Source organism: Lysobacter changpingensis (genome assembly GCF_017308985.1).
In the GTDB taxonomy this organism is placed as follows: domain Bacteria; phylum Pseudomonadota; class Gammaproteobacteria; order Xanthomonadales; family Xanthomonadaceae; genus Lysobacter_J; species Lysobacter_J changpingensis.
Genome location: NZ_JADWPE010000003.1, coordinates 102,184 through 115,398, shown reverse-complemented (window position 1 = coordinate 115,398; position 13,215 = coordinate 102,184). Strand labels below are relative to the sequence as shown.

Annotated in this window: 16 protein-coding genes; 9 read left to right on the top strand and 7 right to left on the bottom strand. The window is 68.7% G+C overall.

Annotation, left to right across the window (positions count from 1 at the left end; genetic code table 11):
* Window positions 1–3: 3 nt before the first annotated feature.
* Window positions 4–1,299, bottom strand: a complete 1,296-nt coding sequence (locus I4U41_RS07450; RefSeq protein ID WP_425492513.1) for a cytochrome b — start codon at window positions 1,297–1,299, stop codon at window positions 4–6.
* 8 nt (window positions 1,300–1,307) lie between these two features.
* Window positions 1,308–1,823, bottom strand: a complete 516-nt coding sequence (locus I4U41_RS07445) for an OsmC family protein (RefSeq protein WP_206860523.1) — start codon at window positions 1,821–1,823, stop codon at window positions 1,308–1,310.
* A gap of 555 nt (window positions 1,824–2,378) precedes the next feature.
* On the opposite strand from I4U41_RS07445, the gene I4U41_RS07440 reads away from it, so the two are divergent.
* From I4U41_RS07440 to I4U41_RS07430, 3 genes are all read left to right on the top strand, one after another.
* A complete protein-coding gene (locus I4U41_RS07440) occupies window positions 2,379–2,810 on the top strand; it encodes a cupin domain-containing protein (protein ID WP_206860522.1) in 432 nt (143 codons plus the stop codon).
* Window positions 2,811–3,067: 257 nt separating this feature from the next.
* Window positions 3,068–3,328: a hypothetical protein gene (locus I4U41_RS07435; protein WP_206860521.1), complete on the top strand. Its 261-nt coding sequence runs from the start codon at window positions 3,068–3,070 to the stop codon at window positions 3,326–3,328.
* 10 nt (window positions 3,329–3,338) lie between these two features.
* Window positions 3,339–3,989 (top strand): hypothetical protein, encoded by a 651-nt coding sequence (locus I4U41_RS07430; RefSeq protein ID WP_206860520.1) that lies wholly within the window; start codon window positions 3,339–3,341, stop codon window positions 3,987–3,989.
* 21 nt (window positions 3,990–4,010) lie between these two features.
* On the opposite strand, the gene I4U41_RS07425 is transcribed toward I4U41_RS07430, so the two are convergent.
* From I4U41_RS07425 to I4U41_RS07410, 4 genes are all read right to left on the bottom strand, one after another.
* Entirely contained in the window at window positions 4,011–5,018 is a 1,008-nt protein-coding gene (locus I4U41_RS07425) for a bestrophin family protein (protein WP_206860519.1), read from the bottom strand.
* Window positions 5,019–5,145: 127 nt separating this feature from the next.
* On the bottom strand, window positions 5,146–5,916 hold the full coding sequence (locus I4U41_RS07420) for an SDR family oxidoreductase (RefSeq protein ID WP_206860518.1): 771 nt from the start codon (window positions 5,914–5,916) through the stop codon (window positions 5,146–5,148).
* A gap of 139 nt (window positions 5,917–6,055) precedes the next feature.
* On the bottom strand, window positions 6,056–7,093 hold the full coding sequence (locus I4U41_RS07415; protein ID WP_206860517.1) for a LysR family transcriptional regulator: 1,038 nt from the start codon (window positions 7,091–7,093) through the stop codon (window positions 6,056–6,058).
* Window positions 7,090–7,347, bottom strand: a complete 258-nt coding sequence (locus I4U41_RS07410; RefSeq protein WP_206860516.1) for a sigma factor-like helix-turn-helix DNA-binding protein — start codon at window positions 7,345–7,347, stop codon at window positions 7,090–7,092. The genes I4U41_RS07415 and I4U41_RS07410 overlap by 4 nt, the downstream gene beginning before the upstream one ends.
* Before the next feature lie 164 nt (window positions 7,348–7,511).
* Here I4U41_RS07410 and I4U41_RS07405 point away from each other — a divergent pair, with 164 nt between their 5' ends.
* From I4U41_RS07405 to I4U41_RS07385, 5 genes are all read left to right on the top strand, one after another.
* A complete protein-coding gene (locus I4U41_RS07405) occupies window positions 7,512–7,991 on the top strand; it encodes a carboxymuconolactone decarboxylase family protein (RefSeq protein ID WP_206860515.1) in 480 nt (159 codons plus the stop codon).
* A gap of 52 nt (window positions 7,992–8,043) precedes the next feature.
* Window positions 8,044–8,463 (top strand): cupin domain-containing protein, encoded by a 420-nt coding sequence (locus I4U41_RS07400; protein WP_206860514.1) that lies wholly within the window; start codon window positions 8,044–8,046, stop codon window positions 8,461–8,463.
* Between the two features lie 27 nt (window positions 8,464–8,490).
* On the top strand, window positions 8,491–9,387 hold the full coding sequence (locus I4U41_RS07395; protein WP_206860513.1) for a sigma-70 family RNA polymerase sigma factor: 897 nt from the start codon (window positions 8,491–8,493) through the stop codon (window positions 9,385–9,387).
* A gap of 134 nt (window positions 9,388–9,521) precedes the next feature.
* Window positions 9,522–10,271 (top strand): glucose 1-dehydrogenase, encoded by a 750-nt coding sequence (locus I4U41_RS07390; RefSeq protein WP_206860512.1) that lies wholly within the window; start codon window positions 9,522–9,524, stop codon window positions 10,269–10,271.
* A gap of 191 nt (window positions 10,272–10,462) precedes the next feature.
* Window positions 10,463–11,284, top strand: a complete 822-nt coding sequence (locus I4U41_RS07385; RefSeq protein WP_206860511.1) for an alpha/beta fold hydrolase — start codon at window positions 10,463–10,465, stop codon at window positions 11,282–11,284.
* Between the two features lie 62 nt (window positions 11,285–11,346).
* Here I4U41_RS07385 and I4U41_RS07380 read toward each other — a convergent pair whose 3' ends face one another.
* Complete coding sequence (locus I4U41_RS07380) at window positions 11,347–12,159, bottom strand: SDR family oxidoreductase (RefSeq protein WP_206860510.1); 813 nt, start codon at window positions 12,157–12,159, stop codon at window positions 11,347–11,349.
* Between the two features lie 576 nt (window positions 12,160–12,735).
* Between I4U41_RS07380 and I4U41_RS07375 the strand changes: the two genes are divergently transcribed.
* Entirely contained in the window at window positions 12,736–13,200 is a 465-nt protein-coding gene (locus tag I4U41_RS07375; protein ID WP_206860509.1) for a hypothetical protein, read from the top strand.
* The last annotated feature ends 15 nt before the right edge of the window (window positions 13,201–13,215 follow it).

Below are 13,215 nucleotides of genomic sequence, written 5' to 3'. Positions count from 1 at the left end.
CGGTCAACCGTGCGAGGTCACGCGTTCCGGCACCGGTCGCGTGCGCTCCAGCCCGAAGAAGGTGTAGATCCACAGGAAGGCGAAGAAGCCGAAGTAGACCGCGACCATCGCGCGGCCGATCCAGTTGTCGATCGCGTTGACGTTGCCGTCCTCGCCGACGACGCCTTCGATCAGCGACGTGGTCGTGCCCATGCCGACGAAGCCGAGCACGATGAATGCCGTCGCGAACGCAAACAGCGCGATGCGGTAACCCAGGCCACGATAGCGGATCGAGCGCACCTTGCCGCGATCCAGCCACGGCAGCAGGAACAGCGCGCCGATCGCCGCGAACATGACGATCACGCCGCTGAGCTTGTGCGGGATCACGCGCAACATCGCGTAGAACGGCGTGAAGTACCACACCGGCCGGATGTGCTCGGGCGTGACCAGCGGATCGGCTTCGACGAAGTTGTCGTGTTCGAGGAACAACCCGCCCACGGTCGGCGTGAAGAACACCAGGAACGCCGCCACCAGCAGGAACACGACCGTGCTCAGCGTGTCCTCCACCGTGTAGTACGGATGGAACGGAATGCCGTCGACGGGGTTCCCGTCGCGGTCGGGGCGCTCGGAGATCTCCACGCCGTCGGGGTTGTTCGAACCGACTTCGTGCAGCGCCAGGATGTGCAGGGTGACCAGCAGCAGGAGCACCAGCGGCAGCGCGATCACGTGCAGCGCGAAGAAGCGGTTGAGCGTGGCATCGCCCGGCAGGTAGTCGCCCATGATCCATTCGGTCAGCCCGTTGCCGATCACCGGCACCGCGCCGAACAGCGAGATGATCACCTTCGCGCCCCAGAACGACATCTGGCCCCACGGCAGCACGTAGCCCATGAAGGCTTCGGCCATCAGCGTGAGGTAGATCAGCATGCCCAGCACCCACACCAGTTCGCGCGGGCGCTTGAACGATCCGTACAGGAGCGCGCGGAACATGTGGAAGTAGATGACCACGAAGAACAGCGATGCACCGGTGGAGTGCATGTAGCGGATCAGCCAGCCCCACTCCACGTCGCGCATGATGTATTCGACGGAGGAGAACGCCTCGGCCGCGGACGGCTTGAAGTGCATCGCCAGGAAGATCCCGGTGACCAGCTGGTTGACCAGCACCACCGAGGCCAGCACGCCGAAGTAGTACCAGAAGTTGAAGTTCTTCGGCGCGTAGTAGGTGACCGTGTGCGCCGACAGGAACGACATCACCGGCAGGCGATCCTCGATCCACGCCAGCACGCGGTTCTTCGGATGCACGCGGACGATCTTGAGTGCCATGGGAGTCCTCAGTCGCTGGCGGGCAGCGGTTCTGCCGCGAGCGTCACCACGTGGTCGATCCCCTGGCGGAACATCTTCGCGTAGGGGCAGATGCGCTCGGTGTTGCGGATGAGTTCGGCCGCGAACGCGCGGTCGATCCCGGGCAGCTGCACTTCGATGCGCGCCGACAGCAGGAACAGCCCGTCGACCGGATCGCGCGAGAAGGTCACCGCCACGTCGAGCTGCGCATCCACCAGCGTCACGCCGGCGCGCAACGCGAGCAGCGTCATCGCACCGTGGAAACAGGAGGCGTAGGCCGCAGCCAGCAGCTGCTCGGGATTGCTGCCGCCGCCCTCGCCTCCCAGCGGTTCCGGCAGGCGCAGGTCGATCGCAAGCGAACCGTCGTCCGAACGCACGACGCCGGACGCGCGCCCGTGCTGCGCCTCGCCGCCGGTGACACGAACGCGTCCGGTGTACATCGCCTGCTCGTCGCGACCGGTGTAGCGGTCGAGCCATGCGGCCGAAGGAGGTTTCAGCGAGCCCATGGCATGGCGTCCTGTCGATGGAATGTGCCGGTGGCGTCCGCGCGTGCCGGCCACCCGTGGCGGTGCTTCCTGTCCGTCGTCCCGTCGTGTCGCTGATCGGCCTTCGCGGAGACGCCGCGCCGACGTGGGTTCGTCCCGTGCACGAACGGATGGAAAGTGCGCGCCCCGTTACAGCATCCTCGACAAGCTGACATCCGTCATCTCCGTCACAGCGGACAGGAAGCATTCGACGCGATCCGTTGCGCACCGCACGAGGCCGGAACGACGACAGCCTTCGACCGCGCCGTTCCCTTCCTCTCCGGCAGCACGATAGGAGCGCGCCCGGTGCATCGGAAGCCGTGCGCAGGGATACCGCGCGTTGCCCCTCGCGCAACAATGCCGGTGTGGTGTCGTGGGGTGTCGCGTGGATGGCGCGAGTCGTTGCGTCACGAGCACGCGACGAAGCAGCATCGCCACGGTCAACAGGCTGTTGCCGCGCGAACGCCTACCCGATGCGGACCCGCATGCCCACGATGCCGCGTGAATGCTGGCCCATCGCCAGCAGGAGTCGTCACGATGCGCATCACCCTCGTCCTCGCCCTGGCCGCCGCGATGTGGTCGGGCAACCTCTGCGCACAGGCCTCGCATGCGCAGGCCGCCGCCCCGACGCAGAAGCCCCCAACGCCGATCGCGACGCCGGTCATGACGAAAACGCTGCCGGAGTTCCCCGGCAAGGAAGCGCAGATGGCGATCATCGAGTACCCGCCCGGCGCCGTCGCGCAGCTGCACCACCACGATGCGCACGTGTTCGTCCACGTGCTCGAAGGCGCGCTGGTGATGGGGCTCAAGGGCAGCCCGGAGGTGAACCTCTCGCCCGGCGACAGCTGGTACGAAGGCCCGCAGGACATCCACACGGTCGGCCGCAACGCCAGCCAGACCGCGCCGGCGAAGTTCGTCGTGTTCTTCCTCAAGGATGCCGGCAAGCCCGCGGTGATCCCGGGCGAATGAGCAGCGCCAACGGCGCGAGGCGTCATGCCTTCGCGACGAGCCGGATCCCGATCAGCTGCGCCGGCCAGGCCAGGCGACGAAGCAGAAGCAATCCGCCGGCCCATGCAGCAATGTGAAGAGCCGTGCGTCGCGGGCCTCGACCGGTCGATGCCCGTACGCCTTCCGACCGGCACCGTGCGGCGCTACGCTTCGGGCGATGGGCCACGGACGTGCGCGCGCGAACCTCGCCGGCAGGCAACCATCACACGAGAACCGCCATGTCGAACGATCCAGATCCGCATCCGTCGGCACCGCCCGAGCCGGGATGGCCCGAACTGCAGGCGCAACTCGACGCATTGCGCGGAACCGTCGAACGGATGCTGCAGGAAACGCCCGGCACCGCGCAGGTGGTCGAAACGTTCGCCGGGCTGGCCCGCGACATCGTGTCGCGCTCGCCACCGGATCTGCTGGAATCGGTCAACAGCGAACTGGGCGCCATCCTGCGCGACCTGCGGCTGACCGGCGACAGCATGGACTAGCCCATCGCCGATGAACGATCTCACGCTCGTCGCCAGCCGGCTGGATCCGAACCCGTTCTACCGCGACCCGATCGCGGACGTCGGCGATCGCGTTCCCGGCCCGGAGGACGTCGCCCTGTTCGACCAGGCCGGATACGACCTCAGTCCGCTGGAAAAACGCTACGCGGCGGCCAATCGCCAGCGCTTCGGTGCGCATCGCGAGCATCGCCACGCGATCCGCACGACCTGGCTCGCGTCGCCGCCATCGAAGAACGAAGGCGCGGTCCTCAACCATGCCCTGCTGCTCGAGCGCAAAGGCTTCGCCGGCGAGGCGCTCGAACAGTTGCACCGATGGGCGCGCGTCAATCCGCTCCTCTACAAGCTGGTGAAGCTCCGGCCGAAATGGGGCCTGGATTTCTCGATGGACTATGCCGACCGCGACGGCAACGTCCTCGAGATCCTGCACTTCGAGTACGACGCGTTCGCCTGCGAGGAGATCCAGGCGCGCGTCGACCGGTATTCGCGACTGTTCATGTCTGTGGACTGGGACGAACGCGCGAAAGGCGTGCTGGCCCGGCGCGAGGAATGGATCGACCTCGACTTCGAGGCGCAGAGCGCGTGGAAGTGCGACTACTTCGGCATCGAGCGGGAGCGCTTCAAGATGGTGGCCTGGGAGCGGTAGGCGCCCAGGCGCACGGGAAGGTCAAAGCGCGATGTCGCTCGCCTGGCGCGCCGGCGAAGGCACGTCGGCTTCCCCGAGCATCTCGCGCAGGTCGAACTCGATGTCCTGGCAGATGCGCGAGATCGGGACGTCGTTCGCGCCGCCCTCGAACGGATTCTCGCTGGCTTCCACCACCTGGTTGAGCGCCAGGTACATCCAGCCGATGAGCAGGCTGAGCGGCACCGCCAGCCAGACCGTGTCGATCCCGCCCGCGGTTCCGAGCCGGGCGCCGAGCTGTTCGAACTCGCTGATCATGCCGAACGGCAACAGCACGCACATGATCCACACGAACAGCGAGTTGATGAACGCGTACTGCCGCGGGAACGGGAAGTTCTTGATCTGCTCGCTGCCGCACTGCAGGACCTGCAGGTCGCGGATCAGCTTCTGCATGTCGTTGAAGGCGCCCATGGTCAGGCCGCCCGCGGCGAGGAGCGATGCGGTCGCCCTGCCCTGCAGCGACATGACCTGCAAGGCGCGGTTGCCCGATGCGAGCACCTGCGAGACCTCGCCCGGCGGCAGGTACTTGAGCAGCTCGCGCTCCAGCCGTTCCTCGCGTTCGGGAATGGCGTAGTCGCGGCGGTATTCGGCGTTGTACGACTTGTCGGCCGTCTCCCACGGCATCGCACGGCGCATCTCGTAACGCAGCGCCGTGAGCCACGCCAGGTGCCGGTACGCGAGCACGCGGCCCTGCTCCGGCGATGCGACCAGGTCGCGGCACATCGCGCCCCAGATCCGGCTGCTGCTGCCGATCGACGCCCACACCTGCTGCGCCTGCTGCAGCCGGTTGTAGGTCTGCACGTTCTTGAATCCCGACGACAGCGCCACCGTGGCGCCGAGCAGGAACACCACGCCCCACGGAATCGCGAGCCAGTGCCATCCCACCACCTGGTACAGCACGACGGGAACGGTGCACAACACGAGCAGTATGTAGATCGAACGTCGGGTCCAGTTGATGAACTCCGGCAATCGATAGGATTTTCCGGTATGCATGGGGGCTCTCCGGCAGTGGCGGATGGGATTGCGGACGCGGCTCGCGCGGTGGCGCGATGCATGCGCACGACGCCGGCCGCGTCATCGCGCCGTGCGTGCGCGATGCGTGGGCCGCGTCCGTCGGCAGTCAGGCGCGCGCGGGCTGCCGCGCGGTGGCCGATTCCTCCAGCCAGCGATCCAGGCCGATGTCGCCCTGCCACGCCGCGCCGGCGGGCACGAGCGCGTCGGAAGCCAGTTCGACGCCGAAGTAGCGCGCGTGCACGTCGCCGACGACGGCGCGCCCGTCGCCCGTCGCGCTCATGTAGCGCTGGGCGAACGCCGCCATGGAGTCGCGTTCGGGGCCGGCGATGTCGACCACCGCGTTGGCCGGCGCGCCGAGCGCGTGGCGCGCGACCGCTTCGGCCACGTTGTCGGCGGCGATCGGCTGCACGAGCGCGGTCGGCAGCCGCACCGTGTCGCCTTCGGTACCCGACTGGATGATGCCGGGCAGGAATTCGAGGAACTGCGTGGAATGCACGATGGTGTACGGGATGCCCGATTCGCGGATCAGCTTTTCCTGCGCCGCCTTGCCGACGAAGTAGCCGCTGGCCGACAGCTTCTCGGTGCCGACCACCGACAACGCGACGTGGTGGCCCACGCCCGCGCGCGCCTCGGCACCCAGCACGTTGCGGCCGGCGGTTTCGAAGAACTCCAGCGCGGTCTTCGCATCGAACGCGGGCGAGTTGGCGAGGTCCACCACCACCGACGTGCCGGCCATCGCCTCGTCGAGTCCCGCGCCGCTCAGGATGTCCACGCCGGTGGCCGGCGCCGCGGCGATCGCTTCATGACCCGCGGCGCGCAGTCGTTCGACGACCTTGCTGCCGATAAGTCCGGTACCACCGATGACGACGATCTTCATGTGCGAATCTCCTGGGGGGACTGCCTTCGCGATGGCGTTGCGCGGCGAAGGACTGGGACTGCGATGCTAGGAACGCCGGCGCGGGCGCAGTAGCCCTTCGCACGGACGCAGGTTGTTGCCCTGCGCGCACCAATGGCGATCACGCCGCGACGGGAACCGCGCCGTGCGCGTGCTCCCCGGCATTCGCCGCCTGCGCGGTCTTCGCCCAGTGGCCGGTGACGTCCAGGTCCAGGCCGCGGATGTGCGTGGTTATGTAGTCGATGAAGGCGCGGATGCGCTTGGGCTGGTGGCGCCGGCTCAGGTAGCACAGGTAATGGCCGCGATCGCCCGGCGCGCGGCCACGCAGGCAATCGACCAGCGCGCCGGAACGCAGCGCATCGCGCACCAGGTACTCGGGCAGCTGCACCAGCCCGTGGCCGTCCTGCGCCGCCTGCAAGGCCAGCTCGGCGTCGCTGAAGATCAGCGCCGACGCGGGCACGAGGCTGCGCGATTGGCCATCGACGCGGAAATCCCACGCGCGCAGCCGACCGTTGGGCAGGCGCAATGCGATGCAGGCATGCGAGGCGAGCGCGTCGACGTCGTGCGGCAGGCCCTGTCGACGCACGTAATCGGGCGACGCGCAGACCAGCAGCCGCATCGGGACCAGCTGGCGCGCGATGACGTCGCTGTCCTCCAGCGCGCCCTCGCGGAAGGCGACGTCGATGCGGTCGGCGGCCAGGTCGGGAACGCCATCGTCAAGCAGCAGCTCCACCGCGACGTCGGGATGGCAGGCGCGGAAGCCGCTGAGCAGCGGTGCGACAACCTTGCGGCCGAACGCGTGGCCCGCGACGATGCGAAGCTCCCCGCGCGGCGGCCCTTCGCGCAGGTCGCGCATTTCCTCAAGCGCCTGGGTGATGCGCTCCACGCCGGGGCGGCACGCTTGGTAGAACAACCGGCCTTCGCTGGTGAGCGAGGTGGCACGCGTGGTGCGCGAGAACAGCCGCGCGCCGAGCTGTTTCTCCAGCTTCTGCACGCTGCGGCTGACGGCCGACCGCCCGATCCCGAGCCGGTCGGCGGCACGCGCGAAGCTGCCTTCGTTCGCCACGGCGATGAAGGCGACCACGCCGGGATAGCTCGCCGAGAAGCACTCGCCCAGCGCGTCGCGCACCGCCGGCGCGGTTTCGACCGGCGCGTTCATGATGACCCTCCGAAATCGAGGCGTCGCGCCCGGGCGTGTTCGCGCGCGCGTTCGACGTGGACGCGGCACTCCTCCTGCGGGATGCCCAGCACGAAGGCGATGTCCACATGGGGCACACCGAACACGTCGTGCAGCAGGAACGCGGCCCGCATCGGGCCGGGCAGTTCGTCCAGGAACGCCTGGAACTGCGACCACACGCGCTCCGGCGGCGTGGGCAGGGGCGCGCCGGGCGGCGGCGGGTTCTCGTCTTTCATACCCCTGTAGACGTTTGGGCGGGCGCGCCTGTGACGCGCCGACATTGGTGCGCGACGCGCAACACCGTGCGTCCCGGCCGATGGCTTCCCCGGCCGTCAGACGCGACCTAGCCTTCGTCGCGACGGCGGCCATCGCCGATATCCCCACGACAAGGACCCATGAGATGACGCAGCGCCTGGATTACCAGCAGCAATCGCCCGAACTGTTCAAGAAGTTCGTCGAGTTCAATATGTCGTTGAAGAAGGGCGCGATCGAGGAAGCCATCGTGGACCTGGTGTCGGTCCGCGCCTCGCAGATCAACGGCTGCGCGTTCTGCGTGGACATGCACGTCAAGCAGGCGACCATCCACGGCGAACGTCCGCTGCGCCTGCACCATCTGGCCGCGTGGCGCGAATCGCCGCTGTTCTCGCCGCGCGAGCGCGCGGCGCTGGCGTGGACCGAAGTGCTGACCCAGCTTCCGCCGCACGGCGTTCCGGACGACGTCTACGAGCGCGTGCGCACGCAGCTGTCGGAGAAGGAAATCACCGAGCTGACGTATTCGATCATGGCGATCAACGGCTGGAACCGCATCAACGTGGCGTTCCAGTCGCTGCCCGGATCGCTCGACAAGGCCTGGGGCCTGGACAAGGCCAACCTCGGCTGAGCCGCGCGCCCGACACATCGGGCGCGTCCCACCCGACCGACAGGAGTTCGTCATGCGCAAGGCATTCGTTCCATCGTTGCTGCTCGCGGGCCTGGTGGCCGCCGGCATCGCGTCCGCCGCCGGGCCGCAGGCCAAGGCACCCGAGCCGATCGTGAAGCCGGTGATGACCAGGGCGCTGCCTGATTACCCGGGCAAGGAGGTGCTGGTGCTGGAAGTCGAATACCCGCCGGGCGGCGCTGATCCGGTGCATCGCCATGATGCGCACGGCGTCGTGTACGTGCTGGAAGGCAGCATCGTGATGGGCGTGAAGGGCGGCAAGGAAGTGACGCTCAAGCCCGGCGAGGCCTTCCACGAAGGCCCGGACGACATCCACACCGTCGGCCGCAACACCAGCAGCACGGAACCGGCGAGGTTCGTCGTGTTCCTGCTGAAGGACGTCGGCACGCCGGCGCTTCTGCCGCCGGGGACATAAGATCCAGCGCCTCGGTCGCGACGCCGGATGGAAGACGCTTCCGCCATCTTCGTCCGCCTCCAGCCGCGCATGCTGGGCATGGCCTACCGCATGCTCGGCTCGCTCAGCGAAGCCGAGGACGTCGTGCAGGACGTCTGGTTGCGGTGGCACGATACCGACGTGGGCAAGGTGGACAACGCCGAGGCCTGGCTGGTCTCGGCGACGATGCGTTGCGCGATCGACCACCTGCGCCTGGCGCGTCGCGCGCGCGAGGAATACGTCGGCATCTGGCTTCCCGAGCCCGTGCTCACCGACGGCGCCGACGCGCCTTCCACGCCCGAGCAGTTGCACGAAGCCGCCGGCGACCTGTCCATCGCCTTCCTCACCGTGCTCGAACGCCTATCGCCCGACGCGCGCGCCGCGTTCCTGCTGCATGAGGTCCTGGAAGCTGGGTATCCGCAGATCGCGGACGTGCTGGGCAAGTCGGAAGCCGCGACGCGACAGATCGTCCATCGCGCGAAGAAGCAGCTGCGCGAACCGCGACCGGTGTACGCGGTGTCCGGCGAGGCGCATCGCCATATCCTGCAGGGCTTCGTCGACCGCCTCGCGCGCGGCGACCTGGAAGGCATGAAGGCGCTGATGTCCGAATCGGCGACGCTGCTCGGCGACGGCGGTGGCGTCGTCACCAGCGTGCCCGAACCGATGCACGGCGGCGACCGCATCGCGGCGCTGCTGTTCGCCGCCACGCTGCGCTACAAGCACGACCTGCGCCTGGAACTGGCGATGCTCAACGCAAAGCCAGGCCTGCTGCGTTTCGTCGGTGGACGCCTGGAATCGGCGCAATCGTTCGACATCGACGGCGACCGCATCCAGCGCGTCCACGTGCAGCTCAATCCCGCGAAACTGCAACGCATCGCGCGGCGTCGCGTCGCGCACCTGCGGTAACCCCACGCAACGCGCATTGATTCCGCGCGGTCAACGCCGTGCACACCCGCGCGTGTCTACCGCGCGCGGGAGCGTCCACCTACTGTGCCTGCCACGCGGCGCACACCGTCGAGCGCCGACAGGAGAATGCATACGTGGACGATCTATCGGGCAAGGTGGCGCTGGTCACCGGCGGCAGCAGCGGCATCGGCCTGGCGGCCGCGAAGCGTTTCGCCGACGAAGGCGCACAGGTGGTGATCACCGGACGACGCAAGGCCGTCGTCGACGAGGCGCTGGCGCACATCGGCAACGGCGCGATCGGCATGGTCGGCGACGTCGCGCGGATCGCGCACCACGAGGAGGTCGCGCACGCGCTGACGCAGGCCTTCGGCGGGCTGGACATCTACATGGCCAACGCCGGCGTCAACACGATCACGCATTCGGCGCAGGTGACCGAACAGGAATTCGACGAGCAGTTCGCGATCAACACGCGCGGCGTGTTCTTCGGGATGCAGCGCATCGCGCCGATCCTGCGCGAGGGCGCGTCGGTGGTCCTGACCGGATCGATCGCGAGCGATCGCTACATGGACGGCCACGCCGTCTACGCCGGCACGAAGGCGGCGCTGCTCGCGTTCGCGCGCAGTTGGGCGATCGAGCTGAAGGGCCGCCGCATCCGCGTCAACGTGCTCAGTCCCGGCCCGGTCGATACGCCGATCCTCGACAAGCTCGGCCTGTCGGCGGAAAGCCGCGCGTTGCTGGAGAAGAACGTGGCCGGAGCGATTCCGCTGGGCCGCCTCGGCGAACCCGGCGAACTGGGCGACGCGGCGTTGTTCCTCGCGTCGGACGCGAGCAGTTTCATCACCGGCATCAACCTGCGCGTGGACGGCGGCATGTCGCTGCTGTGACGCGCGCGCCCGCCACTTCCGTTACGAGCTCGCCCGTCGTCGAACGCCCGCTCCCCTCCCCCTGTCCGCGACGGAGACGCCCTCCTCCGCACGCGTCGCAGGCTCGCGGCGGGCGTGCTCTCCCCTGTCCCGTCGCGCGCGCGAAAGCGCCGGCCCCGGACCTTCCCCCCACCGTTGAGCGAGACCTTCCCATGAACCACATCACCACCTCCGATGGCACCCGGATCTTCTACAAGGATTGGGGCACCGGGCAGCCGATCGTGTTCCACCACGGCTGGCCGCTGTCCAGCGACGACTGGGACGCGCAGATGCTGTTCTTCCTCGAACAGGGCTATCGCGTGATCGCGCACGATCGACGCGGCCACGGCCGTTCGACGCAGACCGCCACCGGCAACGGGATGGACACCTACGCCGCCGACGTCGCCACGCTCGTCGCGCACCTGGACCTGCGCGATGCGATCCACATCGGGCATTCCACCGGCGGCGGCGAAGCGGCGCGCTACGTGGCCAACCACGGCAAGGGCCGCGTGGCGAAGCTGGTGCTGATCGGCGCGGTGCCGCCGCTGCTGGTCAAGACGGCCGCCCACGCGGCGGGCATTCCGAAGGACGTGTTCGACGGGCTGCGCCGCGACCTGGCGGCCGATCGCGCCGGCTTCTACTGGACCTTCCCGATCCCGTTCTACGGCTACAACCGCGACGGCGCGACGCTGTCGGAAGCCGTGCGCCAGAACTGGTGGCGCCAGGCGATGATGGGCGGCGCGAAGCCGCAGTACGACTGCATCGCGGCGTTGTCGGAAACCGACTTCACCGACGATCTCAAGCGCATCGAGGTGCCCACGCTGGTGCTGCACGGCGACGACGACCAGATCGTGCCGGTCGACGAAGCCGCACGCCTGTCGGCCAGGCTGCTGCGCAACGCGACGCTGAAGGTGTATCCGGGCTACCCGCACGGCATGTGCACGACCCATGCCGACGTCATCAACCGCGACCTGCTCGAGTTCATCCGCGGATGACGCGACGCGTGCGCCGGCGGCGAGGCCGTCGGCGCATGCGGTTGTCCAAGGGGAATGCGCGGTCAGGCCCGCGCGCGCGAACGCACCAGCGGATCGGGATGGTGCACGTGCGGGATCTCGCGCCCGGCCGTCACGCGTTCCTGCAGCCAGTCGCCGAAACGCGTGGTGGTCAGGCGCGCTTCGCCTTCGGGCACCAGCGTGCGGTCGTCGAGCACCGCGCCGTAGTACTCGGCCTGCGGATCGGCGATGACGGCGCGATCGTCGAGGTAGGCGTACATCACCCATTGCACGAGCTCGCACAGGCGATGGGTTTCCGGACCGGCGATTTCGACGACGTCATCCGACGGCGCCACGTCGACCAGCGCGGCGAGTTCGGCGGCCACGTCGTCCGCCGACGCCGGCTGCACGCGCGCCGGCGGCAGGTGCACGGGCCCCGTGCCGCTGCCGGGCGGGATCACGTTCGCCATGAACTCGTAGAACTGCGTCGCGCGCACCAGCGTGTGCGGTACGCGCGTGGCGGCCACCAGCGTTTCCTGCCGCTGCTTGGCCTCGAAGTACGCGCTGCTGCGCAGGTGCGGCGTGCCCACCACCGACAGCGCGATGTGGTGCGACACGCCTGCCCGTTCGCCGGCGGTCAGCAGGTTGGCGGTGGAACGCGCGAAGAACTCGCCGACGCCGGGCGGATCGAACGACGGCGCATTGGTCACGTCGATCACCGTGTGCGCGCCGCGCAACGCGTCGTCCAGTCCCTCGCCGGTGAGCGTATCGACGCCCGATCGACGCGATGCGGACACGGCTTCGTGACCTGCCGTCCGCAGGCGCTCGATGAGCCGGGTTCCGACCAGCCCGCTTCCACCCGCCACGACGATCTTCATGAGTGCTGTCCGACGCAAGCCTGCGCACATCATGGAAGCGCGCCGGAAACGCGGAAAGGACCTGCCCGGATACCCGGCGTTGCCTGCGCGGCAACAATCGACCGGTACGCCTCGACCAGGCAGCATGGCGACCCGCCTCCAACCGACGGCGCGCTCACGGTGTCGCTGTCGGCACAAGCAGACCTTGACGCGCTGCAGCAGCGTGTCGTGCACATCGCTGGCCGCCTTCTCTCGCGCGCGCATCCTCGCGTCGGCGGCGGCGTGGCGGCGCCCTTCGGTCTGCCCATGCGGATGAAGATCGCCAATGCGGTGAGCGCGCACAGCAGCGCGGCGATGAGAGACCTGGGGCGGCGCCATTCTGGACATATCGCGTTGGTTTGTGACCAACACGTTTCCCCCGGTTCGCCGTCGCGACACGCGCCGCCGGTAGAACACGTTCGGGGAATGCCGCGATGCAGGCGTCGAACCGGATGCACCGCAGGTGCCCGACGTCGGTCGTTCCGGGACGTGCATCGCCGGGATGCCGGCACTCCTCCGCCGCGCGCGTTCGCGCGAACCCAACCAAGGAGAGACGTCATGCCCAGCAATACGATCAGGACCATCGCGGTCGCCGCCCTGCTCGCCTCCTCCGCGCTGCTGCCCAGCGCGGCGCAGGCCGGCAGTTGCAAGACCGTGCAGCATTTCCCGGGCGTCGTGCAGCTGTTCGCCACCGTGCAGGGCGAAGGCGACGAAGCGCTTTGCTCGGCCGTGAGCGCGTGTCCGAGCCGCGCGACGAAGGTGGAAGTCTTCGGTGCCGGCGTGGGCCAGGCGGGCACGGTCGTGGCGGCCGGCGCCACCGGCCGGACGCAGAGCAACGACGTCGCCGTCGCCAGCTGCGACACGACGCTTGCCAACAAGCACGGCGTCGGCGCCGGCGTGTGCCAGTCCGAAGCCAGCGCGCAGGTCGGCCAGGGCAACGTGGTGGAGAACGAATGCTCGCTGCTGGCGCTCAGTGCCGGCGCCGGCAAGACCGTCGCCAACGCCACCTGCTTCTGCGACTGATCGAAGCCGCCCCTG